Origin of the sequence: Mycetohabitans sp. B46, from assembly GCF_037389205.1 — a bacterium.
GTDB lineage: Bacteria > Pseudomonadota > Gammaproteobacteria > Burkholderiales > Burkholderiaceae > Mycetohabitans.
The window spans coordinates 202,405-227,558 of the sequence record NZ_JADBGL010000001.1; the positions used below are offsets into that span (position 1 = coordinate 202,405).

General features: G+C 63.6%; 21 protein-coding genes. 3 read left to right on the forward strand and 18 right to left on the reverse strand.

The annotated features are described in order from the left end of the window. Positions 1–23 precede the first annotated feature (23 nt). The 15 genes from IHE30_RS00965 to IHE30_RS01035 all read right to left on the reverse strand — a co-directional run bounded on the left by IHE30_RS00965 (position 24) and on the right by IHE30_RS01035 (position 18,947). Positions 24–1,811 carry an acyl-CoA dehydrogenase C-terminal domain-containing protein gene (locus tag IHE30_RS00965; protein WP_337688092.1) on the reverse strand — a complete coding sequence of 596 codons (1,788 nt, stop codon included), beginning with the start codon at positions 1,809–1,811 and terminating at the stop codon, positions 24–26. Positions 1,812–1,866: 55 nt separating this feature from the next. Then, positions 1,867–2,469, reverse strand: coding sequence for a TetR/AcrR family transcriptional regulator (locus IHE30_RS00970; RefSeq protein WP_337688373.1), 603 nt, complete (start codon positions 2,467–2,469; stop codon positions 1,867–1,869). A 374-nt stretch (positions 2,470–2,843) separates the two neighbouring features. Next, positions 2,844–4,184 carry a phospholipase D-like domain-containing protein gene (locus IHE30_RS00975; RefSeq protein ID WP_443193563.1) on the reverse strand — a complete coding sequence of 447 codons (1,341 nt, stop codon included), beginning with the start codon at positions 4,182–4,184 and terminating at the stop codon, positions 2,844–2,846. A 13-nt stretch (positions 4,185–4,197) separates the two neighbouring features. After that, positions 4,198–4,668, reverse strand: a complete 471-nt coding sequence (gene nudB, locus IHE30_RS00980; RefSeq protein ID WP_337688094.1) for a dihydroneopterin triphosphate diphosphatase — start codon at positions 4,666–4,668, stop codon at positions 4,198–4,200. A gap of 24 nt (positions 4,669–4,692) precedes the next feature. Then, entirely contained in the window at positions 4,693–6,495 is a 1,803-nt protein-coding gene (gene aspS / locus IHE30_RS00985; RefSeq protein WP_337688096.1) for an aspartate--tRNA ligase, read from the reverse strand. A gap of 78 nt (positions 6,496–6,573) precedes the next feature. Continuing rightward, positions 6,574–7,242, reverse strand: a complete 669-nt coding sequence (locus IHE30_RS00990; RefSeq protein ID WP_337688097.1) for a DUF502 domain-containing protein — start codon at positions 7,240–7,242, stop codon at positions 6,574–6,576. Between the two features lie 10 nt (positions 7,243–7,252). Next, positions 7,253–7,621 carry an FmdB family zinc ribbon protein gene (locus IHE30_RS00995; protein ID WP_337688099.1) on the reverse strand — a complete coding sequence of 123 codons (369 nt, stop codon included), beginning with the start codon at positions 7,619–7,621 and terminating at the stop codon, positions 7,253–7,255. A gap of 158 nt (positions 7,622–7,779) precedes the next feature. Next, entirely contained in the window at positions 7,780–9,357 is a 1,578-nt protein-coding gene (gene ubiB / locus IHE30_RS01000) for a ubiquinone biosynthesis regulatory protein kinase UbiB (RefSeq protein WP_337688102.1), read from the reverse strand. Between the two features lie 11 nt (positions 9,358–9,368). Further along, positions 9,369–10,130, reverse strand: coding sequence for a ubiquinone biosynthesis accessory factor UbiJ (locus tag IHE30_RS01005; RefSeq protein WP_337688104.1), 762 nt, complete (start codon positions 10,128–10,130; stop codon positions 9,369–9,371). Positions 10,131–10,233: 103 nt separating this feature from the next. Further along, positions 10,234–11,208, reverse strand: a complete 975-nt coding sequence (locus tag IHE30_RS01010) for a Tim44 domain-containing protein (protein WP_337688376.1) — start codon at positions 11,206–11,208, stop codon at positions 10,234–10,236. 94 nt (positions 11,209–11,302) lie between these two features. Then, the gene (ubiE, locus tag IHE30_RS01015; RefSeq protein ID WP_337688106.1) at positions 11,303–12,034 is read right to left on the reverse strand and encodes a bifunctional demethylmenaquinone methyltransferase/2-methoxy-6-polyprenyl-1,4-benzoquinol methylase UbiE; all 732 of its coding nucleotides are present in this window, start codon (positions 12,032–12,034) and stop codon (positions 11,303–11,305) included. Between the two features lie 59 nt (positions 12,035–12,093). After that, positions 12,094–12,510, reverse strand: coding sequence for a DUF971 domain-containing protein (locus IHE30_RS01020; RefSeq protein WP_337688107.1), 417 nt, complete (start codon positions 12,508–12,510; stop codon positions 12,094–12,096). A gap of 18 nt (positions 12,511–12,528) precedes the next feature. After that, on the reverse strand, positions 12,529–13,008 hold the full coding sequence (locus IHE30_RS01025; RefSeq protein WP_337688108.1) for an HIT family protein: 480 nt from the start codon (positions 13,006–13,008) through the stop codon (positions 12,529–12,531). Then, positions 13,005–17,078 carry an FAD/FMN-binding oxidoreductase gene (locus IHE30_RS01030; protein ID WP_337688109.1) on the reverse strand — a complete coding sequence of 1,358 codons (4,074 nt, stop codon included), beginning with the start codon at positions 17,076–17,078 and terminating at the stop codon, positions 13,005–13,007. The genes IHE30_RS01025 and IHE30_RS01030 overlap by 4 nt, the downstream gene beginning before the upstream one ends. A 366-nt stretch (positions 17,079–17,444) precedes the next feature. Further along, positions 17,445–18,947: a beta-1,3-glucanase family protein gene (locus IHE30_RS01035; protein ID WP_337688110.1), complete on the reverse strand. Its 1,503-nt coding sequence runs from the start codon at positions 18,945–18,947 to the stop codon at positions 17,445–17,447. 331 nt (positions 18,948–19,278) lie between these two features. Here IHE30_RS01035 and ilvA point away from each other — a divergent pair, with 331 nt between their 5' ends. From ilvA to IHE30_RS01050, 3 genes are read left to right on the forward strand one after another with little or no spacing between them, the layout of a single operon-like run. Beyond that, positions 19,279–20,802, forward strand: coding sequence for a threonine ammonia-lyase, biosynthetic (gene ilvA, locus IHE30_RS01040; protein ID WP_337688111.1), 1,524 nt, complete (start codon positions 19,279–19,281; stop codon positions 20,800–20,802). A 14-nt stretch (positions 20,803–20,816) separates the two neighbouring features. Next, the gene (gene queF, locus IHE30_RS01045) at positions 20,817–21,641 is read left to right on the forward strand and encodes an NADPH-dependent 7-cyano-7-deazaguanine reductase QueF (protein WP_337688112.1); all 825 of its coding nucleotides are present in this window, start codon (positions 20,817–20,819) and stop codon (positions 21,639–21,641) included. Positions 21,642–21,646: 5 nt separating this feature from the next. Next, entirely contained in the window at positions 21,647–22,192 is a 546-nt protein-coding gene (locus IHE30_RS01050) for a YaeQ family protein (RefSeq protein WP_337688113.1), read from the forward strand. A gap of 103 nt (positions 22,193–22,295) precedes the next feature. On the opposite strand, the gene IHE30_RS01055 is transcribed toward IHE30_RS01050, so the two are convergent. The 3 genes from IHE30_RS01055 to IHE30_RS01065 are packed head-to-tail and all read right to left on the reverse strand — an operon-like array spanning position 22,296 to position 25,096. Beyond that, positions 22,296–22,682, reverse strand: coding sequence for a RidA family protein (locus IHE30_RS01055; protein ID WP_337688115.1), 387 nt, complete (start codon positions 22,680–22,682; stop codon positions 22,296–22,298). Between the two features lie 47 nt (positions 22,683–22,729). Then, positions 22,730–24,208 (reverse strand): N-acyl-D-amino-acid deacylase family protein, encoded by a 1,479-nt coding sequence (locus IHE30_RS01060; RefSeq protein WP_337688116.1) that lies wholly within the window; start codon positions 24,206–24,208, stop codon positions 22,730–22,732. 3 nt (positions 24,209–24,211) lie between these two features. Then, positions 24,212–25,096, reverse strand: a complete 885-nt coding sequence (locus tag IHE30_RS01065) for a MurR/RpiR family transcriptional regulator (protein WP_337688119.1) — start codon at positions 25,094–25,096, stop codon at positions 24,212–24,214. Between the last annotated feature and the right edge of the window lie 58 nt (positions 25,097–25,154).

Below are 25,154 nucleotides of genomic sequence, written 5' to 3' on the forward strand. Positions count from 1 at the left end.
CACATAGAGGCTGCTTCCATCCGTTAGAACAGCGCTTCGTCGATCTCGGTCAGCGGCTGGGCTCCGGCACGCGCGGCGCGTATCGTGAAGGCCGTCTCGGGCAACAGCTTCGCGAAATAGAACCGCGCGGTCGCGAGCTTGGACCGGTAGAATGGGTCGCCGCTACCCTGCTTGTCCAGCGCCAGACGGGCCATGCGCGCCCAGAAGTACGAAAACACCAAATGCCCGATCGTGCGCAGGTACGGTACCGCCGCGGCGCCCACCTCGTCCGGGTTCTGCATCGCCTTCATGCCGATTTCCATCGTCAGCTTCTGTACCTTCTCACCGATGTCCGCCAGCGGATTGATGAACGCCTGCATGTCGGGGTTGAGGCCCTCGGCCTCGACAAAATCCTGCACGAGCTTGCCAAACTTCTTGAGCTTCGCGCCCATGTCACCGAGCACCTTGCGCCCCAGTAGGTCCAGCGACTGAATCGTGTTGGTACCTTCGTAGATCATGTTGATACGCGCATCGCGCACATATTGCTCCATGCCCCACTCAGCGATATAGCCATGGCCGCCAAACACCTGCATGGCGTGGTTGGTCGCCTCGAACGCGTTGTCGGTCAGGAACGCCTTAATGACCGGCGTGAGCAACGCAACCAGGTCGGCCGCGTCCCGGCGCACCGTCTCGTCCTCGTGCGACAGCTCCTTGTCAATCTGCAGGGCCGCCCAGTACGTGAACGCACGACCCGCCTCGACGTAAGCCTTCTGCGTCAACAACATGCGTCGCACATCCGGATGCACAATGATCGGGTCGGCCGCCTTGTCCGGCGCCTTGGGGCCGCTGAGCGAGCGCATCTGTAGCCGCTGCCTCGCGTAGGCGAGCGAGTTCTGATACGCGACCTCGGTCAGCCCCAAGCCTTGCATGCCCACGCCGAGCCGCGCCGTATTCATCATCACGAACATTGCATTCAAGCCCTTGTTCGGCTCGCCGACCAGCCAGCCCTTGGCATCATCCAGGTTGATTACGCACGTCGCATTGCCATGGATGCCCATCTTATGCTCGATCGAGCCACACTTGACGCCGTTGCGCTGCCCAGGCTCGCCGTTGTCGTCCGGGATAAACTTGGGCACGATGAACAATGAAATGCCCTTAGTCCCCGCCGGCGCGTCCGGCAACCGCGCGAGCACCAGGTGGACGATGTTGTCGGCGAGGTCGTGCTCGCCGCTCGAAATAAAGATCTTTGTGCCGGTAATCGAGTACGAACCGTCGCCGTTGGGTTCGGCCCGCGTGCGCAGGATCCCAAGGTCGGTGCCGCAATGCGGCTCGGTCAAGCACATCGTGCCGGTCCACTGACCGGATACCAGCTTTGGCAGATACCGCTGTTGAAGCTCCGGCGTGCCGTGCGCGCGCAGGCATTCGTACGCGCCGTGCGACAGGCCAGGATACATGGTCCATGCCTGGTTCGCCGAGTTGAGCATCTCGTACAGCGCGTTGTTCACAAACGCGGGCAAGCCCTGGCCGCCATAGGCCGGATCGCAGCCCAACGCCGGCCAGCCGGCCTCGACATACTGCTGGTACGCTTGCTTGAAGCCCTCGGGCGTGGTCACCACGCCGTCGCCGACATACGTGCAACCCTGCTGGTCGCCAACCTGGTTCAACGGAAACAGGACCTCGGAGCAGAACTTGCCCGCCTCTTGCAGCACCGCATTGATCGTATCGGCATCCAGATCCGCGTGCTTAGGCAGTTGCTTCAGTTCGGCTTCGACGTTCAGCAATTCGTGCAAGACGAATTGCATGTCGCGCAACGGTGCAGCGTACTGTCCCATGACTCTCTCCGTTTTGACTAAGGCACCGGCGATGCGCGGGGGTGATCTGCCCGCGTCAGCGACCAGCGTCGCTTTGATACGACACAAAAACCTTGTCGAGTACCCGCCACGCGACCTCGACCGCATCCGGCAAGCGCAAAAAACGCGCATCGTGGTGCAGCCCGAGGGTCACGCTGTACAACTCGAACAGCATCAGCCGCGGGTCGGTGTCTGCACGCAGATGCCCTTCATGCTTGGCTTGCGAGATGGCGCGGATCAGCGTGCCACGCCAGGTACTGACGCTGCGTGCGAGTTCCTCGCGCACGGCGCTGGCGGCTCGATCATCGTACTCGACGGCGCCACTGATGTAGATACAACCCGTGGTAACTTCCTGAATCCGCTTCTCCATCCATCGGCCGACCAGCGCCTTGAGGCGCGGCAACCCGCGCGGCTCCCGGATCGCCGGGAAGAACACTTCCTGTTCAAAGCGCCGGTGGTACTCCCGGATCACCTCAACCTGCAAATCCTCGCGCGAACCGAAGTGTGCGAATACACCGCTCTTGCTCATCTGCATGCGTTCGGCCAACAGACCGATCGTCAACCCCTCGAGCCCGTCCCGGCTCGCCAAGTCCAACGCCGCATCCAGGATCGCCGCACGGGTTTGTTCACCTTTTCGCATCGCCATTTTTTACCGTCCGTTCATTGCCCCACAAAATAGAACGGCCGTACTATTATTATGGGCGGCCGCCCGTGGAAACAAGCTATTTATTAGAAATGAGTTTCTAACAAGCACGACCGTGCTGTACAGCACGATGACCAGTCATCCACGCGATGAGGTGATTCGATGCCCGTGCTCCGGTCCCGCGCGTTTGGGGTGCTGCGTGACGCACCGTCGAACCCGCATGTGCGCCATTTCAAGTGATTTTGCGAGCCGGATCAAGAACGGCCAGTCTTGCGGCGCAATCAAGACGGACTATGCTCGTATACAGCCATGCCGCCGGCTCAGCCGTTCAGCATCAATCGAGGCCGAACTTGATCTAAATTATTGCATCGTCAATCGTAGCTGCCGATGGTGAGCAGTTTCATGGCGAGCCAATATCCGTTGTACGCGATCCAGTTCGCCACCCGCACCAGCCACGGCCGCGATGCGTAACGCTGCGGGTCGATAGCGCGCGCTTGCGCCATCGCCTCGAGGATGGCCGCGCGTATGCCGGCCACCTCGGGATGCCGGAACAACACTAGGTTGGCTTCATGGTTGAGCACCAGCGACAGCGCATCGAGGTTGGATGATCCGATCGTGCCCCAAACGCCATCGACCACCGCGACCTTACCATGCAGCATCGTACGGTCATATTCGGCAATCCGGATACCCACGCGCAGCAACGACTGATAGAGAAACGGCACCGCGTAGTCCAGTGCGACAAATTCGTTGCGTCCAATCACCAGTGACACCCGCACGCCACGGCGTGCTGCGCGGACCAACTCGCGGCGCATCCGGCGGCCGGGCACGAAATACGGATTGGCCACCAGAATCTCGTCCCGCGCCTGCCGAATCGCCAGCCGATAGGCACGCTCGATCGCGCGCCGATTATTGACGTTATCGCGCGCGACGAATGCGACCTGCGGTACGTCCGCCGGCGTGCCAAGCGCCCCGAGCGCGCGGCGGCGCACCCGGGCGGTACGTGGCGTAGTGTCGCCGGGGTGGGTGCGGCCAGCGGCAGTTGAGCGGCGGGCCGCCGCGGCATCGGCTGCTGGGGCACTGCCCGGCCCATGCGCGTGCGCCGGACGTTCGTCCGGCACCGCCGGCGGCAGTGGAATCCGGGCTTGCTGGATACGTCGCCATTGCAGGTCAAACGCCTCGACCAAATCCACGACGGCGGGACCCCTCACCTCGGCCGAATAGTCCCATCGGGCAAACGGCAACGGGTGGCCCGCCTCCAGCCGGTCGTCTACGACGTTGTGTCCGCCGCAAAAACCATAGCGCCGATCAACGACAGCCAGCTTGCGATGGGTGCGGGAAAATCCGAAGCGGACACTGAAGACGCCCGGATTGTAGATACGGTGCTCGATGCCGGCATCGTGCCATGCACGTAGCAATTCACTGCGCGGGGTGCCGATGCCGTCGGTGATCACCCGCACGTGCACACCCCTTGCGACGGCACGCGCCAGCGCCGCGCTGACGCGCGCGCCGCAGGGATCGTCACGGAAAATATACGTCTCGAGCGCGACCGCGTGTTCAGCCGCGTCAATCCGCTCGATCAACGCATCGAACAGCGCGGTGCCGGATGCAAAGATCCGCACGTCATTGCCAGCGGTAAAGCGCAACCGAGGCTTACGATGGCCGCCCAGCATCGTCTGTCGAAGCTGAACCAGACGTTTGAAGATGGCCACCATTGCCGCGCTCCGCTCAACTGGCAGTGAATCGCTCCGGCAACTGCAGGATCGCGTCGCGATTGGATGCCGAAAAACAACGCGCCGCGGCGTCCCGGTAGGGCAGCCACGCATAAGCGACGTGCTCGCGCGGTGCCAGCGTGATATCGATGGATTGCGGCACGCAGAGACTAAACCAGTGCTCGATATTGCGCTTCACGCCGGGTGCATAGCGATGGCGCCATTGCGGGTAGATCTCGTAATCGATCGCATAGCGCCAATCAAGCAGCGCGTCGGCCGGCACCTGCGCCGTGCCGACCGTGATGCCGGTCTCCTCGAATACTTCGCGTGCCGCGGTCAGCGCAAGCGGCTCGTCCGGCGTGTCCTTCGAACCGGTCACCGATTGCCAGAAACCGGGGCAATCGGCGCGTTCGATGACCAGCACGTCCAGCGTGGCGGTGTGAATGACCACCAGCACCGACTCCGGGATCTTAAACAGCCGGGACATCGGCAACCTGCGTCGCGCGCCGTACTACGCGTTCGCCGGCTCAGCGTTGCGCAGCCGGATATGCAGGTCGCGCAATTGACGCTCATCCACCTCGCTCGGCGCTTGCGTGAGCAGGCACTGCGCACGCTGGGTCTTCGGGAACGCGATCACGTCGCGAATCGAATCCGCGCCGGCCATCATTGTGACGATCCGATCCAGGCCGAATGCAATGCCACCGTGCGGCGGCGCGCCGTATTGCAACGCGTCGAGCAAGAAGCCAAACTTCGCACGCGCCTCCTCCGGACCGATCTTCAACGCGCGGAACACCTTGCTTTGCACGTCTTCGCGATGGATCCGCACCGAACCGCCGCCAATTTCCCAGCCGTTGAGTACCATGTCGTACGCTTTTGCAAGGCACCGCCCTGGATCGACCTCCAAATATTCGAGGTGTTCGTCCTTCGGGCTGGTGAACGGGTGATGCGCGGCAACCCAGCGATTGTCCTCGTCGTCGTACTCGAACATTGGGAAATCGATGACCCACAGCGGCTTCCAACCCTGCTCGACCAGTCCGGCACCATGGCCGAATGCCGAGTGGCCGATTTTCAGCCGCAGCGCGCCGAGACTGTCGTTGACCACCTTGGCGCGATCCGCGCCGAAGAAAATGATGTCGCCGTCCTGCGCGCCGGTGCGCTCGAGAATCGCCGCAATGCACGCCTCATGCAAGTTCTTCACGATCGGGCTTTGCAAGCCATCGCGCCCCTTGGCCACCTCGTTGACCTTGATCCACGCCAAACCCTTTGCGCCATAGATGCGCACGAAGTCCGTATAGCCGTCGATATCGCCACGCGTCAGCTCCGCTCCGTTGGGCACGCGCAGTGCAGCCACACGGCCGTCCTTCGTGTTCGCCGGCGTGCTGAACACCTTGAAATCGACGTCCTTCATCACGTCGGTCAACTCAGTGAATTCTAGCTTCACGCGCAGGTCGGGCTTGTCCGAGCCGAAGCGGCGCATCGCTTCCGCATGCTGCATGACCGGGAATGGATCGGCAAGCTCGACGTCGATCGTCGCCTTGAACACATGGCGAATCATCGCCTCGAATAGGTCGCGGATCTCCTGCTCGTTTAGGAACGACGTCTCGCAGTCGATCTGCGTGAACTCCGGCTGCCGATCCGCACGCAGGTCCTCGTCGCGGAAGCATTTCGTGATTTGATAATACCGGTCAAAGTTGGCCACCATCAGCAGTTGCTTGAACAGCTGCGGCGACTGCGGCAACGCGAAGAACATCCCTGCGTTCACGCGCGACGGCACCAGGTAGTCGCGTGCGCCTTCCGGCGTGCTCTTCGTGAGCATCGGCGTCTCGATGTCGATGAACCCCTGCTCGTCCAGGTACTTGCGCGACTCCATCGCGACACGGTAGCGCAGGCGCAGGTTGTACTGCATCTGCGGCCGGCGCAGGTCCAGCACGCGATGCGTCAGACGCGTGGTCTCCGACAGGTTCTCATCGTCCAGTTGGAACGGTGGCGTCACCGATACGTTGAGTACCGTCAGCTCATGGCACAACACCTCGATCTGGCCACTGGTCAGGTTCGCGTTGAGGGTGCCTTCCGGGCGCGCCCGCACGATGCCGACCACACGCACACAAAACTCATGCCGCACCCCTTCGGCGGTCTTGAACATGTCCGCCCGGTCCGGGTCGCACACCACTTGCACCAATCCCTCGCAGTCGCGCAAGTCGATGAAGATGACACCGCCATGGTCGCGGCGCCGATGCACCCAGCCGCAAAGCGACACCGATTGGCCCAGCAGTTTTTCAGTCACCCGACCACAATATTCAGATCTCATCGACATGATGTTCGTCTTTCGTTCGTAAAGATGGGCGGCGGCGCGACCGGCCTCATGCCGGCGCGCGGGCTACGCCCGCAATAATCAGAGCAGCGGCTCGATGGGGCGGCGTGACGGCGCGACGGCCGGCACCGGCGACGCGACCGGGGCCACCACGCCCATTGACACGATGTACTTCAGCGCGGCGTCCACCGTCATGTCCAGCTCCACCACCTCGTTTTTCGGCACCATGAGGAAGAAGCCCGACGTGGGGTTCGGCGTGGTTGGCACATAGACGCTGACATGTTCGCCATTCAAGTGGTTGGCAACGTCGCCGCCCGGGATCCCGGTCAGAAAACCAATCGTGTACGAGCCCTTGCGCGGATATTCAATTAGCAACGCCTTGCGAAACGCATTGCCGCTGGATGACAACAGCGTATCAGACACCTGCTTGACACTCGTGTACAACGGACCCACGACGGGAATATGGGCCAGCAGCTTTTCCCACCAGTTGACGAGCGTCTGCCCGATCAAGTTTTGAGTCAAGAGGCCGACCACGAAAACGAACGCAAGCGTCAGCACCGCACCCAGGCCGGGCAGACGGAAGCCGAACACGCGCTCCGGCTGCCACGCCTCAGGCAGCAACAGCAGCGTCTGGTCCATCGTGCCGATGATCAGCCCCAGCACCCACAGGGTGATCGCCAGCGGCACAAGCACCAGCAGCCCGGTCAGGAATACGTTCTTCAGCTTCTTCTTGGTCGTCTTGATTTTCATGGATCGATGCTCAGGCAGACGTGCCCGCGTTGGACGACGGCGCCGCGCTACCTGTCGCAGCCGGCGCGGTGGCCGCACCGGCGGTGGATGCACCAGCACTAGCCGCGCCGTCCGCGCTGCCCGCCTCCTTCGCGACGGGCGCCGCCTTCGCGTCGCCTTCCCCACCTCCGGACTGATTATTGCCGCCCGGCTTACTGCCGCCACGGAAATCGGTCACGTACCAGCCGGAGCCCTTCAACTGGAACCCCGCCGCGGTGACCTGCTTGCGGAACGTCTCGCGGCCGCACTCGGGACACTGGCTCAGCGGTGCATCGCTGAGTTTTTGCAACACGTCTTTCTCAAAGCCGCAGGACTCGCAACGATATGCATAGATCGGCATCGCCCTATCCCCCTCAAGGATCTCGCAAAGCCTTGAATTATAGCCGGAAATGGTCGCGTCTTACGCACGCTGGCGCCAGCTCATCCAGCGCTCATGCTGACCGAACACCGACAGCGAGCCGCTGACCGGGCGCTCGTCCACCCACTCGAACGACGGGCTCAGCAGCCGCCTACGGACGCCAACCAGAAGTGGGCCAGCAACGTGCCGGCGCCGACCCCCACCCCAAATACCAGCAGCCCTTGCAGCAAACGGTTGGTCCGTCGCTGCTCGGCCAGTATTCGCCGCATTAGATCCTCGGTCGCACGCGGCGGCTGATCATGATGTCGAGACAGCAAATGATGGACCAGGCGCGGTACCTGCGGCAGCGTCTTGCTCCACTGCGGCGATTCGATCTTTAGCCGTTCGACCCAACCGCGCCAACCAATCTGGTCGTTCATCCAGCGCTCGAGATACGGCTTGGCCGTCTTCCACAGATCGAGTTCCGGATCAAGCGCGCGACCCAGGCCTTCGACGTTCAGCATCGTCTTTTGCAGCAGCACCAATTGCGGCTGGATCTCGACGTTGAAGCGCCGCGACGTCGAAAACAGTCGCATCAGCACCTGCCCGAGCGAAATGTCCTTCAGTGCGCGGTCAAAGTACGGCTCACACACCGCACGGATCGCGCTCTCCAGCTCCTCGACCCGCGTGTGCGGCGGCACCCATCCGGATTCCAGGTGCAACGTCGCGACCCGGTGGTAGTCGCGTTTGAAAAACGCAAGGAAATTCTGCGCCAGATAGTTCTTGTCGAAATCCGATAACGCGCCGATGATCCCGAAGTCCAGCGCGATATAACGGCCGAAATGGTCCGGGTCCAAGCTCACCTGGATGTTGCCGGGGTGCATGTCCGCATGGAAGAACCCGTCGCGAAACACCTGTGTGAAGAAGATTTCCACGCCTTGGCGCGCCAACTTCGGGATGTCGACGCCGGCCAAGCGCAGCGTGTCCACCTGGCTGATCGGCACGCCAATCATCCGCTCCATCACAATCACCGTCGATGTGCAATATTCCCAGTACATCTCTGGCACCAACAGCAGATCCAGTCCGGCAAAGTTGCGGCGCAGCTGACTCGCATTCGCCGCTTCACGCATCAGATCCAACTCGTCGTGCAGGTACTTGTCGAACTCCGCGACCACCTCGCGGGGCCGCAGCCGCTTGCCGTCAGCCCACAGCCGCTCGGTCCAGCGCGCGATGTCGCGCAACAGCGCGAGATCGGAGTCGATCACCGGCAGCATACCTGGGCGCAGCACCTTGATCGCCACGGGCTTGCCGGCGTGCGCGCCGCTCCTCAAGCGCGCGAAGTGCACCTGCGCGATCGAAGCGCTGGCCACCGGCACCCGCTCAAACTCGTCGAACAGCGCATCGACCGGCTTGCCCAGCGACTTCTCGATCAACGCGATCGCCACCGCAGAATCGAATGGTGGAACCTGGTCCTGCAGCTTCGCCAGCTCGGTCGCAATATCCACCGGCAACAGGTCGCGCCGGGTGGACAGGACCTGGCCGAACTTCACGAAGATTGGCCCGAGGCTTTCCAGCGCCAGGCGCAACCGCTGCGCGCGCGGAATCCGGATCGGACGGCCGAACGTCATCACGCGCACCAGCAGCTTCACGCGCCAGTCGGCAATGTGCCCCAGCATCACCTCGTCGAGCCCGAAGCGATAGACTGTAAATAGTATTTTGAAAAAGCGTAGGATTCGCATGGGCGGCCGGATTAGTGCAGGTCGTCAGCCGAACGGGAGTGTGCCCCCGGGGATAACGTGGCGCCGCTCGGGCGCGTCGCGACGCCGCGTTCGACGCGCTCGATGCGCTTCTCGACTCGGGCAAGCATGTCGCGCGCACGCGCAAGCTCATCGCTGAATTGCTCGAATCGTACGTGTCGGACCAGTTGCGGATCCTCGTCCAGCAGGTATTCGGTCAGCGAACCGACCCAGCTCCGCCCAGCGCGGCGCGCGTAGGCCGAGACGGCCCGCGCCACCGACGCAATGCGGTGCGCGGGCACATCACCGACCAGACGCGCGAGATCTTCTTCGGCATCCCAGCGCAAATGCTCCGCGAGCTTTGCGATCGTCGCCGCGAATTCCGCGTCACCCTCGATCCGCACGTGCTTCAGGATCGCCGCCTGCCCACCGGCAGCGAACAAGGATAACGCCGACGGCGGCACCGTGATCGTCACGTCGACCGGCGGGGGCATGGGCACGTGCGGCGTCGACGCGTCGTCCCGCGCCGCGTGCGGCGCCTCGGTCCGCACGTTGCGCGACCCGCCAGGCGCCGGTGCCGGCGCAGCGGCGCCGGCGGTCGAGCGCTGCAGCACGGCGACCGTGCCATCGCCCTGCACGGCCAACTCGAGCACGACCGGAGGCAACACCAACCGCGCGGTTTTCCCCGCGTACGGGAGCAGGCGCTCGCGCGCCCACGTTTCGCGGATCAGTAAATGGTTGACAACGGCAACGAAGGACTTGGCGGCAATGGTCATCGGGGCAGAAAGAAAGCCCGCGCAAGCGGCGCTCGCGCGGGCTGTTATTGTAACGTCCGTTGCGGCGCTTGCCTGCGCCGCCCGATTCCGCGCAGCCGAATCGTTAGGACAGTTGCTGGATGCCGGCCAGCATCCAGCCTTCGCCGCTACGCACGTTGCGGCTCAAGTTCCACATTTCGGCGAACGGCTCGGCCGCAGCACCCTGGGTCTCGCGCAACAGACCATGGAAGCGCACCGACGCCACGTACTCGCTGCCACCCCGGTCCTCGACACCGACCAGATCGGCATTCAACTGCACCACGTCGGTGCGGTTTTCACCGTGGCGCGAATCGAAGTCCAGCTTAATCTCGGCAAACATTTCGGGCGTCGTGAACTCGCGGATGTCGTCGAGATTGCCGGCGTCCCAGGCCGCCTGCAGCCGCACGAACGCCACCTTGGCCTGGCGCATGAATGCATCGGTGTCAAAGCCGGCTGGCACCGCGGGGACGTCCAGTACACTGGAATCCGCGGCAATGTGGGCCCGACCATCGGGCACGACACCCGCCTGGCCTAGGCTGCCGGCGGCGGGCACCTGCGACGGTGTGGCGGCCGATGCGTCATATTGCCGCAGTGACGCGCCAGACGGCGACTCGAAGCCGCCACCGTGCGCATAAGCGGCAGCAGGCCGTGCATGGCGATTCGTGAACTTGCGGAACAACCACAACCCGACGAGCGCAACTAGGGCAATTAGGATCACGTTGCTCAGTACGCTGGCCAACGCACCACCGAGCCCAAAATGGGACAACAACGCCGCCAGCCCAAAGCCGGCGGCCAATCCCGCGAGTGGCCCCATCCAATTACGCTTGGGCTGGGCCGCCGCGGGCGTCGGGGTTTGCCCGCGGGCCGCCTGCGCGCCCTGCGACGGCGTGCCCTGCCGCGGCGCGTTCGGCTGCGCGGGCGGCGTCGCCTGTCGCGTGATCTGCGACTGCTTGCCGATCGAGCGGCCGCCGCCCATGCGCTTTGCGTCGGCATCGAATGCGCTGAGCGAGCCGACGGCCAACAGGCCGGCTGCCGCAATCGCGCCGAACCGACGGCTCATGCGCTTGACGAGCCGCGTTGCGCCGGTAGAGGGCACATGGGAGGAATGACTGGAAAAACGTGACTGGGCCGACATCTGATCTCCTGGACGGTCGCTAGTATTTAGTGGCGGCATGCAGTGCAACGACGCCACCTGACAGATTGTAATATTTGACGGCGTCTAGTCCAGCTTGTTCCATCATCGTTTTCAACGTGTCCTGATCCGGGTGCAGCCGAATCGACTCGGCCAGGTACCGATAGCTGTCGGGATCGCGCGCCACTTTCTCGCCGAGCCACGGCAGCACCTTGAATGAATACACATCGTAGAATTTTTTCAGCGGTTGCCACACTTTGGAGAATTCCAGTACCAACAGCCGGCCGCCCGGCTTGAGCACGCGGCGCATCTCGGCAAGCGCGACTTCCTTGCGGGTCATGTTGCGCAGCCCGAACGCGACACTCACTACGTCAAAGTAATGGTCAGGAAACGGAATTTTTTCCGCATCGCACAATAGCGTCGGCGTGATGACACCCTGATCGAGCAAGCGGTCGCGTCCCACGCGCAGCATCGACTCGTTGATGTCGGTATGCCATACCTGCCCGGACGGTCCGGCCTGTCGGGCAAACGCCTTGGCCAGATCGCCCGTGCCGCCAGCCAGATCCAGCACGCGGTAGCCCGGACGCACCCCGGCCTGAGCAATGGTGAAGGCCTTCCACACGCGGTGCAGTCCGCCCGACATCAGGTCGTTCATCACATCATAGCGAGAGGCCACGGAATGAAACACTCCGGCGACCTTATGCGCCTTCTCGCTCTCATCGACGGTCTGATAACCGAAATGGGTCTTCGTCATGGCGGCGGTTCCTTGCGTGAAAGAGCGCGGCATGCGCCGCAGTAATGCATGTAGAGGAGTCAATGGCGGTGGCCGTCGCGCGCGTGCGACGTCTCGCCCATCGGCGCGTCGCGGTCCACGCCGGCGGCCGCCAGCTTGTCAAGATAGGCTTGCCAGTATTCGGCCTGCCGGGTCGCGAGATCGTACAGCAGATCCCACGAATAGATGCCGGAATTGTGCCCGTCGGAGAACGTCGGCTGCAACGCGTAGTGGCCGACTGGCTCAATTGACACGATCGTCACGTCGCGCTTGCCGGTCTGCAGCGTTTCCTGGCCCGGGCCGTGCCCGCGCACCTCGGCCGAGGGGGACCACACCCGCAGGTACTCAAAAGGCAGCCTATAGCATGCACCGTCCGCATAGCGCAGCTCCAGCACGCGCGATGCCGAATGAACAACGACGCCGGTCGGCACCGGCGTATCGGGAGACAAACCTGCCATCGACGACTCCGTTTCGGTTCAGCCCAATTCGCGCTGCAACGCGTCGCGCACCGCGGCACCGACGCCTGCCGCCGCCGCAACGCGTTCGGCATGCCGCCGCGCGCACGGCTCGCGGCGCCGGGCGGCCCACACGGGTGCCGGAAAGTGCGGATCGTCGGCAAAGCGCGGGATCACGTGCCAGTGCTGGTGAGCGACCATGTTGCCCAGGCTCGCGATATTAATCTTGTCCGGATGCAACGTCGCGCGCAATGCCCGCTCGACCGCGGCCAGCGCACGCATCAGGTGCTCACGCTCGCCATCCGACAGCTCGCCGAACTCAGTGACGTGCGTGTTCCACACGAGCCGGCAAAATCCCGGATAGTCCGGCTCATCGCGCGCCTCGATTACCCGCAGCCATGCATCGCTCCACCATACGGCACCTTCCTGCCGCGCGCAAAACACGCACGATGCAGCGTCGTGCGACGCGGCATCGGCTGACCCAGTCGTGTCCACGTTCATACGAGCACCCGTTCAATGCCGCCGCTGTTCGCCCGTTGCACATAGTCGGCCATCCAGTTCTCACCGAGCATATGGCGCGCCATCTCCACAACGATGTAGTCCGCCTCGATGTCGGCATCTTCGTTATAGCGTGACAATCCCTGCAGGCATGACGGGCAGCTGGTCAGGATCTTCACATCGCCGTCGAACGCGGCGCGCGGCGCGTGCGCACCACCGCCCGTTACGGGCCCGGCGAGCACATCGGCTGGCGCGCCGGTGCCGAGTGGCGCTGCCGCAATCGGAATGCCGCGCAATCTGGCCGCCCCCTTGCGGATTTCCTCCTCCTTGCGAAAGCGCACTTGCGTGGACACGTCCGGACGCGTGACCGCGAGTGTGCCCGATTCGCCGCAGCAGCGATCGTTCTTCTCAATCTGGTAGCCCTGCTTCTGGCTACCGACCAGTTCGTTGACCAGCTTCACCGGGTCCACGGTCTTGATCGGCGTATGGCACGGGTCGTGATACATATAGCGCACTCCGGACACGCCATCCAGCTTGAGTCCCTTCTCCAACAGGAACTCATGAATATCAATGATGCGGCAGCCGGGGAATATCTTGTCGAATTCATAGCCGGCGAGCTGGTCGTAGCAGGTCCCGCACGAGACGACGACCGTCTTGATGTCCAGATAGTTCAACGTGTTCGCCACCCGGTGGAACAGCACGCGGTTGTCCGTGACGATCTTCTCGGCCTTGTCGTACTGCCCGGCACCGCGTTGCGGGTAGCCACAGCACAGGTATCCTGGTGGCAGCACGGTCTGCACGCCAGCCTCCCACAGCATCGCCTGCGTGGCCAACCCGACCTGCGAGAACAAACGTTCCGAGCCGCAACCGGGGAAGTAAAACACCGCCTCCGTGTCCACGGTTGTGGTCTTCGGATTGCGGATGATCGGCACCACCTTGTTGTCCTCGATATCGAGCAACGCGCGCGCCGTCTTCTTCGGCAGATTGCCCGGCATCTTCTTGTTCACGAAGTGGATCACCTGTTCGACCGCCCTGGGGCGGCCTGTGGTCGCCGGCGGGCGCTGCGTCTGCTTGCGTCCGAGCGCCTTGAGCACGTCACTGGCCACGCGCTGCACCTTATAGCCGATGTCCATCATCACCACGCGCGCGGCATGGATCGTCTGTGGATGGGTCGCGTTCAGGAAGAACATGCCCACAGCCTGCCCGGGATTGAAGTGTTTCTTGCCCATCTTGCGCAGCAGGTTGCGCATGTTCATCGTCACGTCGCCGAAGTCGATCTTGACCGGGCACGGCGTCACGCACTTATGGCATACGGTGCAGTGGTCCGCGACGTCATTGAACTCGTCCCAATGCTTGATCGACACGCCGCGCCGCGTCTGCTCCTCGTACAGGAACGCCTCGATCAGCAGCGAGGTCGCCAGGATCTTGTTGCGCGGGCTATACAGTAGGTTCGCGCGCGGCACGTGCGTCGCGCACACCGGCTTGCATTTGCCGCAGCGCAGGCAATCCTTGACCGAATCGGCGATCGCGCCGATATCGGACTGCTGCATGATCAGCGACTCGTAGCCCATTAACCCGAAACTCGGCGTATACGCATTGCGCAGATCCGCGCCATCCAGCAGCTTGCCCTTGTTGAAGCGGCCTTGCGGGTCAATCTTCTGCTTATACGCGCGAAATTCGGCGATCTCCGCGTCGGTCAGGAACTCCAGCTTCGTAATGCCGATGCCGTGCTCGCCAGAGATCACGCCATCCAGTGATCGGGCCAGTGCCATAATCCGCGCCACGGCCTTGTGCGCGTCTTGCAGCATCGCGTAGTTATCCGAGTTCACCGGGATATTCGTATGCACGTTGCCATCGCCGGCATGCATGTGCAATGCGACGAATACGCGGCCGCGCAGCACCCGCTTGTGTACTGCCTGCGCCTCGTCCAGGATCGGCTTGAACGCCCCCCCGTTGAAGATCTGCCGCAATTCGGCGCGGATCTCCCGCTTCCACGAGATCCGGATCGTGCGATCCTGCGCGAGATCGAACACACTCGCGTCGGGCTGCACATCGAGCCGGTCCGCAAATTTTTCGGCCAACGCCTCGCAGCCCAGCTCGAGCAGCCGCTGGCGCGCCTGCGCGAGCGGCACGTCGAGATGGTCGCGCACATACTGCCAACGGGCGCGGACCTGGCGCAGCAACGCCAGCGCCTGCGCGACCCGGTCCTCCAGCCACTCCGCGCTGGGAATCTCGTTCGCGTCATCGCTCTTGCCCAGCGGCAGATTGCCCGCGGCGAAGAACGCCTCGAGCGCATCCACCAGTTGCAGCTTGTTCTTCAGCGATAGCTCGATGTTGATCCGCTCGATGCCGTCGGTGTACTCGCCCATCCGGTTCAGCGGAATCACGACGTCTTCGTTGATCTTGAACGCGTTGGTATGCTTGGCGATCGCCGCCGTGCGTGACCGGTCCAGCCAGAAGCGCTTGCGCGCCTCGGCCGAGACCGCAACAAACCCCTCGCCGCTCTTGCCGTTGGCCATGCGCACGACTTCCGATGTCGCCTCGGCGACCCGGTCCGCATCGTCACCGACGATGTCGCCGATCAACACCATTTTCGGCAATATGTTGCGCTTGGACTTGGTCGCGTAGCCGACGGCGCGCAGATAGCGCTCGTCCAAGTGCTCCAGCCCGGCCAGGATGGCGCCGCCCGCCTTCGCAGTCGCGAACAGGAACGCCTTGATCTCGACGATGCTCGGGATCGCATCGCGCGCCTGGCCGAAGAACTCCAAGCAGACGGTGCGCGTATGAGCCGGCATCTTGTGCAGCACCCAACGCGCCGATGTGATCAGTCCGTCGCAGCCTTCTTTCTGCACGCCGGGCAGACCCGCGAGGAACTTGTCGGTCACATCCTTGCCCAGACCCGCCTTGCGAAAGCGCCGGCCCTCGATGGTCAGCGTCTCGCTGCGCAGCAGTTTTTCGCCGGGCGCCGCGCTGCCGTCATACCAGCGCAGCTCGAAAGTGGCGCTCGGTACGTCGTGGATCTTGCCCAAGTTATGGCCGACGCGCGTGACCTCGAGCCAGTTGCCATCCGGATCGACCATCCGCCACCACGCGAGATTGTCCAGCGCAGTCCCCCACAGCACGGCCTTCTTGCCGCCGGCGTTCATCGCGATGTTACCGCCGATGCACGATGCGTCGAGCGAGGTCGGATCCACGGCAAACACATACCCGGCCTGTTCGGCGGCCTGCGTGACGCGCCGCGTTACGACGCCGGCTCCAGAGAAGATCGTCGCGACCTTGCCTGGCACGCCTGGCAGTTCGGTCAGCTCGACCGGGCCAAGTTGCTCGAGCTTCTCAGTATTGATGACGGCGGAAAACGGTGTCAGCGGCACCGCTCCACCGGTATAGCCCGTGCCGCCGCCGCGCGGAATCACCGTCAGGCCCAATTCAAAGCACGCCTTCACCAAGCCAGCGATTTCCGCTTCGGTGTCCGGCGTCAGCACAACGAACGGATACTCGACGCGCCAATCGGTCGCATCGGTCACATGCGACACGCGCGCGAGCCCGTCGAAGCGGATGTTGTCTTTTTCGGTCCAGCGCCGCAGCTCGCGCGTCGCACGACGTCGCAGCGCGGCGATCTGCTCGAACTGCGCCGCGAACGCGTCCACCGCGCCGCGCGCGGCCGTGACCAGCGAGCCGACCCGGGCCGCGCGTTCATGGCCCGCGTCGTTGCCGCGCTCACGCAGATCGGCATGCCGGCGCTTATCGATCTCGTTGAGCCGATGGTTCAGCGCGTCGATCAACATCGCGCGGCGCTTCGGGTTGTCCAACAGATCGTCCTGCAAGTACGGATTGCGGCGCACAACCCAGATGTCGCCGAGTACTTCGTACAGCATCCGTGCCGAACGTCCGGTGCGCCGCTCGGCACGCAACTCGTCCAGCGTGGGCCACGCATCGTCGCCAAGCAGGCGGATGACGATCTCACGGTCGGAAAACGACGTGTAATTGTAGGGAATCTCGCGCAAGCGCGGCTCGGTATCCAGCGCGACGGCGGCAGCCGCGCCATGAGGATCGAAGGCTTGAGGTGCGTTCATGTTCTGCCATTCAGTTGGCCGGCGCGTCCAGGCTGTCGCGGGACTTAAACGCCGACGGCGCGGTGACGCGCTGTTGTCTGCAAGGTCTGGGGGTGGGAAGCCTGACGGGCGCCTGTTCTGTCGCCACGAGGTCCTGTGGACCAGCATGGACGGCGCGAGGCTTCGCCGGTGTCACCGGCAGCGGCACGATCGCGAGCTACGCGCGAGCCGATCGATGGCCAACGGCGCAGGCCAGTTGCAGCGCGGCTCAACGGTCGAAAAAGCGGTTCGGGTCTGCCAATGCATTGTTCGATCCTGATTTCAGACCCGGATTGTACTGCAACCGCAGGCGGCGCGTTGTCAGTGCGGGCGGCCGCACCGGATGCCTCACATCTGGCCGAATTGCACGATCAACTCGGGACGACCGCCAAAATATACGGCCGGATCGGCCCCGTACACGTCATCGTAGGAGAACGCGTACGCCCGGGCATCGATGCCAAACGCGTGCAGCAACTTCGCGTACCAGAAGATCGGCATGCGCGGCGTACCCATGCCATTGCCCGTGCCGTTGTAGAACCGCGCCGGATCGATCCATGACACGCAACCATCGTCCAAGTGCATGACGCCACGACAGATCGACATCGCGATGGCGATTGCCGCTGGATCGCTGGCCCAATGCGCGCCGTCGCCGGTCTGTGCACCGCCATTGCCCGCCAGCAGGAATCCCCAGTCAATCGGGCCAGCAGACGAATCCGTATTATGAAACAGCGACGGATCGCCACCGGCCGGGGAATAGTCAGGCTGCCCCCAGCGCGCGCTGGGCCGCGGCAGCGTCGGAACGCGGTACGGCACTGTGTACGCCGCATCGGTGAACAGTGACAGCGTCATACCGTCGGGCTCGACGCGGCCGTAGAACACCTGCCTGTCGGCCAGATCTTTGCCGTAGAAGGAAAAGCGGCGATTCGGCCGCCAGCACAACTCGTTCACGTAACGATCCCAGAAGTGCGTGAAGCGCTGCGCCGCGGCCAGCCGCGTGGCATCATCTCCCCCCCAGTCGGCGAACCTGGCCTGCTTGGGCGACAGTATCCGCGTGAGCCGGCCATCGCTCGCGCTCACCCGCAGCGCCTTGAAGATGCTCGGGTTGCCGAACGGCTCCGCCTCGTCGGGCACCGGTATCGAATCGAACGCGGCGATCATGTCGGCGCGCCGGTGTGGATAACCTACCACGCGCCGAGTCCCAGTGTTCGCGTCGATGGCTGAGATCGTGAAGGGCACGGACCAGAAATCGTCATTGGTCAGGTGGAAGTTCGGGTGATCGGCGGTATGCAGCTCGAACTTGTCATACAGCACTGGATTGTCCGCGCCATTGGATGGCCCGCCCGCGCCGAATGACGGCATCGCGTCAAATCCGCGTCCGAACGCGAAATACACGCGGCCGCTGGCCAGTGGTGGGATGGTCAGCGTCAGTGGCTGGCCGCCGTGGCGCCGCAATGCCGCCACGCTGAACGTCATCGTCGCGCTGTCGAGCTGGAAATCGGCTGCGTTTCCCGTCGGATGAAACGTGCCGTGCACCGGGTCAACATAGCCGAATACGTCTGGCGCCCATGGCGCGTGGCCCAGCACGGCAACGAATATCTCATCGGGCCGAAACGAAAAATGGTCGGGAAACACCAGCAGCACCGTGGTCATCGATGCGGTGCCCGTGTCGTGCGCCGCGTCTTTGATTGATACCGGCAAGCGGGCGTTCCCGCCGCTGCCCGAGCCACCAAAGCGCGTATTGCCACCGACCAGCGCGGTCGTGGCGACACCCACGCCAACCGACGCGGCTAGCGCACCGAGCCTCATGACGGAACGGCGCTTGCGATCGACGCGGCCAGTCGCGCTACCCATCCGAGTGCTGGTTTTCCGACGCTGTCCTCTGAAGGAAAAAAACATTCGACCCCGTGATATTGGTGCATTCCGGGCGGCCGCGCCGCCGGATGCGGCCCGCCGCGCCACCTGCATCTTGTAGTGCATTCGGGCCGCGCCACGCTAGCCCATTGCGGCTGTGCGCTCGACATTGTCCGATCAAGTAACGGCGCATTGGCACGAAGCCACGTCACGGCGCTCCAATCGGCCGTTGCGACACTCAATGCACGCCGACGCACGAACGCCACGCCGGATGGCGCTATGATTGGTTTTTTTCCCGCCATTTTCAATCCACGCCATTTGCAGAACTGCCATGCCCTCGCCCGATTATCTAAAGAAAATCCTGACCGCCCGGGTCTACGACGTGGCGCGGGAAACTGAACTCGAACACGCACGCAATCTGTCGGCTCGCGTTCAGAATGCGATTTATCTGAAGCGCGAGGACAACCAGCCCGTCTTCTCGTTTAAGTTGCGCGGCGCATACAACAGGATGGCGCAATTGCCACGCGACGCCCTAGCGCGCGGCGTGGTGACCGCGTCGGCCGGCAACCATGCACAAGGGGTCGCCTATTCGGCGGCCCGGCTCGGCTGCAAGGCGGTCATCGCAATGCCGGTTACAGCACCGCAGGTCAAGATTGATGCGGTGCGCGCACACGGTGGCCCGACGGTGGAGGTCGTGCTGCACGGCGAATCGTATTCTGATACCTACACGCATGCGCTTCAGATCCAGCAGCAGCACGGGCTGACATTTATCCATCCGTTCGACGATCCGGACGTGATCGCCGGCCAGGGCACCGTCGCAATGGAAATCCTGCGCCAGCATCAGGGGCCGATCGACGCGATCTTCGTGCCGATCGGCGGCGGTGGCCTAATCGCCGGCGTCGCGGCATATGTCAAGGCGCTTCGCCCGGAGATCAAGATTATCGGCGTACAAACCGACGATTCATGCGCGATGGCGCGCTCGATTGCAAAAGGCGAGCGCGTCACGCTCAGCGAAGTCGGCTTGTTCAGCGACGGCACGGCGGTCAAGCTCGTCGGCGAAGAGACGTTTCGGCTCGTGCAGCAATACGTCGACGGTTTCGTGACCGTGGATACCGACGCGCTGTGCGCGGCGATCAAGGACGTTTTTCAGGACACGCGCAGCGTGTTGGAGCCGGCCGGCGCGCTGGCCGTGGCCGGTGCCAAAGTCTATGCCGAGCGCGAAAAGCTGGAGGGCCGCACGTTTGTCGCGATCACCTCGGGCGCGAACATGAACTTCGACCGGATGCGTTTCGTTGCGGAACGCGCCGAGGTGGGCGAGGCACGCGAAGCGGTGTTCGCGGCGACCATCCCTGAGGAGCGCGGCAGCTTCAGGCGCTTCTGCGAGTTGATCGGCGCGCGCAACGTCACCGAGTTCAACTATCGGGTCGCCGACGCTGAACAGGCGCACATTTTCGTCGGCGTGCAGATCCAGCGTCGCGACGAGTCGCAGCTGATTGCCCAGACCTTCGAGAAGCATGGCTTTGCCATCGTCAACCTGACCAACGACGAGTTGTCCAAGCAGCACGTGCGGTACATGGTCGGCGGCCACTCACCGCTAGCCCGCGATGAGCGCCTATACCGTTTCGCGTTCCCAGAGCGTCCGGGCGCGCTGATGAAGTTCCTGTCGTCGATGGCGCCCGACTGGAATATCAGCCTGTTTCATTACCGCAATGGCGGCGCCGACTACAGCTCGATCCTGGTAGGCCTGCAAGTGCCGATAAACGAAGATGCCCAGTTCCAGCAGTTCCTGGCGGTGCTGGGGTATCCTCATTGGGACGAAACGGCCAACCCGGCGTATCAATTATTCCTCGCTTAAGCCCAAGCCGCAACATGACACCCGACCAATCCTTTTTGGGCAAGCCGGTGGGCTATGCCCAGCAGTATGACCCGACGCTGCTGTTTCCGATCGAGCGCCGGCAAAGCCGCGACGCGATCGGCGTGCCGGCAGTGCTACCGTTCTTCGGCACCGATATCTGGAACGCGTACGAGCTATCCTGGCTAAACGAGCGCGGCAAGCCACAGATCGCGCTGGCCACGTTCCACGTGCCGGCGGAATCGCCCAACATTATTGAATCTAAATCGTTCAAGTTGTACCTGGGATCGTTCGCGCAGACGCGTATTGCGTCGATCGACACGTTGCGCGAGACAATCCACCGCGACGTCTGCGCGTGCGTGGGCGCGAACGTGTCGGTACGGCTCACGCCGCCGGCTGAGTTCGCGACGCTGGTGCTGGACGAGCTTGCGGGAACGTCGCTGGACCGGTTGGACTTAGACACGGATATCTATACGCCCGACCCGTCACTGCTGAGCGCGGACACTCGCCAGGCGCCGGTCGATGAAACGGTGTGTTCGAATCTGCTCAAGTCCAATTGCCCGGTGACCGGGCAGCCGGATTGGGGCAGCATCCAGATCCGGTACGTCGGCCCGCCAATCGACCACGCCGGCCTGTTGCGCTACATCGTGTCGTACCGCAACCACACCGGGTTTCACGAGCAATGCGTGGAGCGCATCTTCATCGACCTCCAACGCGTGTGCAAGCCGATCAAACTGGCGGTCTACGCACGCTATACGCGACGCGGCGGGTTGGACATCAACCCGTGGCGCACCAATTTCAACCTGCCGTTGCCGGACAACGCGCGAACCGCGCGCCAATAAGACCGATGGCGCTCAAATCAACGATCTACAAAGCCGAGCTGCAGATCGCCGACATGGACCGTCATTACTATGCGGACCATTCGCTGACGCTGGCCCGACATCCGTCCGAAACCGATGAACGGATGATGGTGCGCCTGCTGGCGTTCGCGCTGTATGCGCACGAACGGCTCGAGTTTTGCAAGGGGCTGTCCGATACCGACGAGCCGGACCTGTGGCAAAAGGACTTGACTGGCGCAGTGCAACGATGGATCGAAGTCGGCCAGCCGGACGAGCGGCGCATCGCCAAAGCGAGCGCGCGGGCAGACGATGTGGTTGTGCTGGCATATGCTGGACGCACGTCCCGGATCTGGTGGGACGCGATCCAGGGCAAGGTCGCGCGACTGCGCAATGTCACCGTATTGAGCCTCGCTGAAGGCGTCGCACCGGCACTCGCAACGCTGGCCGAGCGCACAATGCGGCTGCAATGCACGGTCCAGGACGGCGACGCATGGCTGGGCAGCGCTGTCCATCAGCCGGTACAGGCCGAGATGGCGCGCTGGCTGCCCGCCTAAGACACGCAGTCTGTAGCAAGCGGCGGCACTGAGCCGGGCCGCGACGCATCGTTGCGCGCGCCGGATACCGGGTCCCGTGGCGGAGCCTTGCCGGCGCCTGCGGTCACCGGCCGGGCGTCTTGTATGCGACGCAGTCGATCTCGACCCGGCAGTCGATCACCATGCTCGAGACGACGCACGCGCGCGCTGGCGGGTGCTCGCCGAAATACTCGCGAAACACCTTGTTGAACGATGCAAAGTCGCGCGGATCGTCCAGCCATACGCTGCAACGCACGACGTGCTCGGTGCCATAGCCAGCCTCCTGCAAAATCGCGAGCAGGTTCTGGATCGCCTTGTGCGATTGCTCGACGATGCCGCCGTTGATGACCTCCCCGTTGTCCATCGGGGTCTGGCCGGACACATAGAGCCAACCGTCCGCCTCGACGGCCCGGGCAAACGGCATGCGCTGGCCGCCGGTTCCCTGGCCGCCTTCAATTCCGTATCGTTTCATTGCAATTGCTCCTCAATGGCTGCGGATTAATGGGTTGCGCGCGACAATCAATACGGCTCGGCGTCGTAGCCAGCGGGCTGGCCGCGCGCGACAAAGCCCCCGGCGCGTGCACCGCTCGGCGTGCCGTCGCGATACGCAAGCACGCCATTGACCCACACGGCATCGATGCCTTGCGCCGGCCGACGTGGCTCGTCGAAGCTCGCGACATCGCGCACGGTCTCCGGGTCGAAGAGCACGAGATCGGCGTGATAGCCGACACGGATCTCGCCGCGCCGATCCAGCCCAAAGCGCCGCGCAGACAGGCTCGTCATCTTGCGGATCGCTTCCTCAAGCGGCAGCAGTCGCTCGTGCCGGACATAATGGCCGAGCACCCGCGCAAACGCGCCCCACAACCGCGGATGCGGTAGCGGATCATTCGGCAGGCCGTCCGAGCCGACCATCGTCGCGGGATGCGACAGGATTCGCCGCACGTCCTCATCGCTCATGTTGTGGTACACGGCGCCGGCCGGCTGCAGGCGCTGCGCCGCCTGCGCATCGGACACGCCCCACTGCGCGGCGATTTGCCTAAGCAGCTTGCCGGCTGCCTCCGGGTGTGGCGCCGACCAGGTGATCGTGATGTCGATGTCACCACTTGCCTGTTTCACGTCCAGCGTGGACGAGCTGCGGCTGTACGGATAGCAGTCGCAGCCAACCGGCTGGCACGCGCGGGCGCGGTTCAGCGACGCGAGCACCTCGGTACTGCGCCCCCAGTTCGACGGCCCCGCGCACTTTAGGTGCGAAATCACGACTGGCACGCGTGCGTGCCGGCCGATCCGGTACGCCTCGTCCATCGCGTCCAGGATCGCGTCGAATTCGGTGCGCATGTGTGTCGTGTACACGGCGCGCGCGGCTGCCAGCGGCTCGGCCAACGCCATCACCTCGTCGGTCGGTGCGCACACCGCCGAGCCATAGGCCAGCCCCGTGCTAAGGCCAAGCGCTCCTGCGGCGAGCGCCTCGCTCAGTTGTACGCGCATCGCGTCGATTTCGTCGCGCGTGGCGGCGCGGTCGAGACGATCCATCTGATTGCTGCGCAACGCAGTATGACCGACGAGCGCGGCGACATTGACAGCAGGCCGGGCCGCGTTCACCGCGTCCACATAGTCGGCAAAGCGCGGATAGACAAACGCATCGCGCTTGCCCAGCAGATTCATCGGATCGGGCGGCTCCCCGCGCAGCACCACCGGCGATGCGCTGATCCCGCAGTTGCCTACGATGACCGTCGTGATGCCCTGCGATAGCTTGGGCAACATGTGCGGCGCCTCGATCACATGCGTATCGTCATGCGCATGCACATCGATAAAACCCGGCGCAAGCGCATGACCGCCGGCATCGACCACGTCCTCAGCCAGCCAATTCGTCAAGCGACCGATTGCGACAATGCGGCCGTCGCGCAACGCGACGTCGCGCGGCAGCGGCGCGGCGCCCGTGCCGTCATATAGCTGTGCGCCAATGATCAACGTATCGGCCGCTTCGGGACGTGAGTGCATGGTTCAGTCTCCCAGAGGTTGCCGCTCGCTACCGCCGCGATGCATGTCGAGCGCATACTTAGTACGCCGCAATAGTTCGCGGCTCACATCGCTTTGCCGCACGGCCAGCTCGGTGACGAGCACGTCCAAAGCCATCATCATCGCGTAGCGCGACGCCGACGGCTTGTAAATGAAATCGGTTTCTTGCGCGATCAGCGGTATCACTGTCTGTGCCATACCGGCCAGCGGCGACGCGGGCGCGGTGATCGCCACCACGCTGGCGCCATACTCGCGCGCGATCTGGCAGCTGGCAACGATCTCGGGCAATTGCCCCGTCGCCGACAGCGCCACCACCGCCGTATCGGCCGACAGCGTGCTGGCCACCATCCGCTGCAACGCTGCATCCTGGTAGGTAGCAACAGGCCGCCCTAGCCGCACCAGCCTGAAGCGCAACTCGTCGGCGAGCACGGTGGAGCCGCCGCCCATGCCGAACACATAGATCATGCGCGCAGCCAGCAACGCATCGACCGCCTGTGCCACCGGTGCAGCATCCAGCAACGGGACATTGGCCACCAATGTGGCGCGGATCTCGTCAAAAATACGTGCCGCGAGCGAGCCGTGCGCGCCACCGCGCCTTTCGCATAAGAAGCGCTCGCCCACGGCACCGGCCGAGGCCAGTCGCCACTTCAACTCGCGAACGTCGCGGCAGCCGACAGCTCTCGCAAAGCGCGTCACCGTCGCAACGCTGACGCCGGCGCGCCGGGCCAACTCGCCGATGCTGGCCCGCGTCGAGCCGCACAGGTCATCCAAAATCAGGGCCGCGACCTTGCGCTCGGCGTCGCGCAACGCGGGCAGGCGCTGGGCGATCCGCGCAACGACATCGAATACCGGCGGCTCGGTTTGGCTCATCGCGATGGCTTGTTACTAATTAACATGTCGCTCTCATCGTACTTTTTGTACACTATCC

Excerpts from the sequence above, each read along its gene's own strand:
- IHE30_RS00995 (WP_337688099.1), bottom strand. The coding sequence starts at position 7,621 with ATGCCGATCTATGCATATCGTTGCGAGTCCTGCGGCTTTGAGAAAGAC.
- ubiB (WP_337688102.1), bottom strand. The coding sequence starts at position 9,357 with ATGCGAATCCTACGCTTTTTCAAAATACTATTTACAGTCTATCGCTTC.
- IHE30_RS01030 (WP_337688109.1), bottom strand. The coding sequence starts at position 17,078 with ATGAACGCACCTCAAGCCTTCGATCCTCATGGCGCGGCTGCCGCCGTC.
- nudB (WP_337688094.1), bottom strand. The coding sequence starts at position 4,668 with ATGTCCCGGCTGTTTAAGATCCCGGAGTCGGTGCTGGTGGTCATTCAC.
- IHE30_RS01060 (WP_337688116.1), bottom strand. The coding sequence starts at position 24,208 with ATGCACTCACGTCCCGAAGCGGCCGATACGTTGATCATTGGCGCACAG.
- IHE30_RS00970 (WP_337688373.1), bottom strand. The coding sequence starts at position 2,469 with ATGCGAAAAGGTGAACAAACCCGTGCGGCGATCCTGGATGCGGCGTTG.
- IHE30_RS01055 (WP_337688115.1), bottom strand. The coding sequence starts at position 22,682 with ATGAAACGATACGGAATTGAAGGCGGCCAGGGAACCGGCGGCCAGCGC.
- IHE30_RS01035 (WP_337688110.1), bottom strand. The coding sequence starts at position 18,947 with ATGGGTAGCGCGACTGGCCGCGTCGATCGCAAGCGCCGTTCCGTCATG.
- IHE30_RS01050 (WP_337688113.1), top strand. The coding sequence starts at position 21,647 with ATGGCGCTCAAATCAACGATCTACAAAGCCGAGCTGCAGATCGCCGAC.
- IHE30_RS00965 (WP_337688092.1), bottom strand. The coding sequence starts at position 1,811 with ATGGGACAGTACGCTGCACCGTTGCGCGACATGCAATTCGTCTTGCAC.
- IHE30_RS01025 (WP_337688108.1), bottom strand. The coding sequence starts at position 13,008 with ATGAACGTGGACACGACTGGGTCAGCCGATGCCGCGTCGCACGACGCT.
- IHE30_RS01010 (WP_337688376.1), bottom strand. The coding sequence starts at position 11,208 with ATGAGCCGTCGGTTCGGCGCGATTGCGGCAGCCGGCCTGTTGGCCGTC.
- IHE30_RS01005 (WP_337688104.1), bottom strand. The coding sequence starts at position 10,130 with ATGACCATTGCCGCCAAGTCCTTCGTTGCCGTTGTCAACCATTTACTG.
- ubiE (WP_337688106.1), bottom strand. The coding sequence starts at position 12,034 with ATGACGAAGACCCATTTCGGTTATCAGACCGTCGATGAGAGCGAGAAG.
- IHE30_RS00975 (WP_443193563.1), bottom strand. The coding sequence starts at position 4,184 with ATGGTGGCCATCTTCAAACGTCTGGTTCAGCTTCGACAGACGATGCTG.
- aspS (WP_337688096.1), bottom strand. The coding sequence starts at position 6,495 with ATGTCGATGAGATCTGAATATTGTGGTCGGGTGACTGAAAAACTGCTG.
- queF (WP_337688112.1), top strand. The coding sequence starts at position 20,817 with ATGACACCCGACCAATCCTTTTTGGGCAAGCCGGTGGGCTATGCCCAG.
- IHE30_RS01065 (WP_337688119.1), bottom strand. The coding sequence starts at position 25,096 with ATGAGCCAAACCGAGCCGCCGGTATTCGATGTCGTTGCGCGGATCGCC.
- IHE30_RS01020 (WP_337688107.1), bottom strand. The coding sequence starts at position 12,510 with ATGGCAGGTTTGTCTCCCGATACGCCGGTGCCGACCGGCGTCGTTGTT.
- IHE30_RS00990 (WP_337688097.1), bottom strand. The coding sequence starts at position 7,242 with ATGAAAATCAAGACGACCAAGAAGAAGCTGAAGAACGTATTCCTGACC.
- ilvA (WP_337688111.1), top strand. The coding sequence starts at position 19,279 with ATGCCCTCGCCCGATTATCTAAAGAAAATCCTGACCGCCCGGGTCTAC.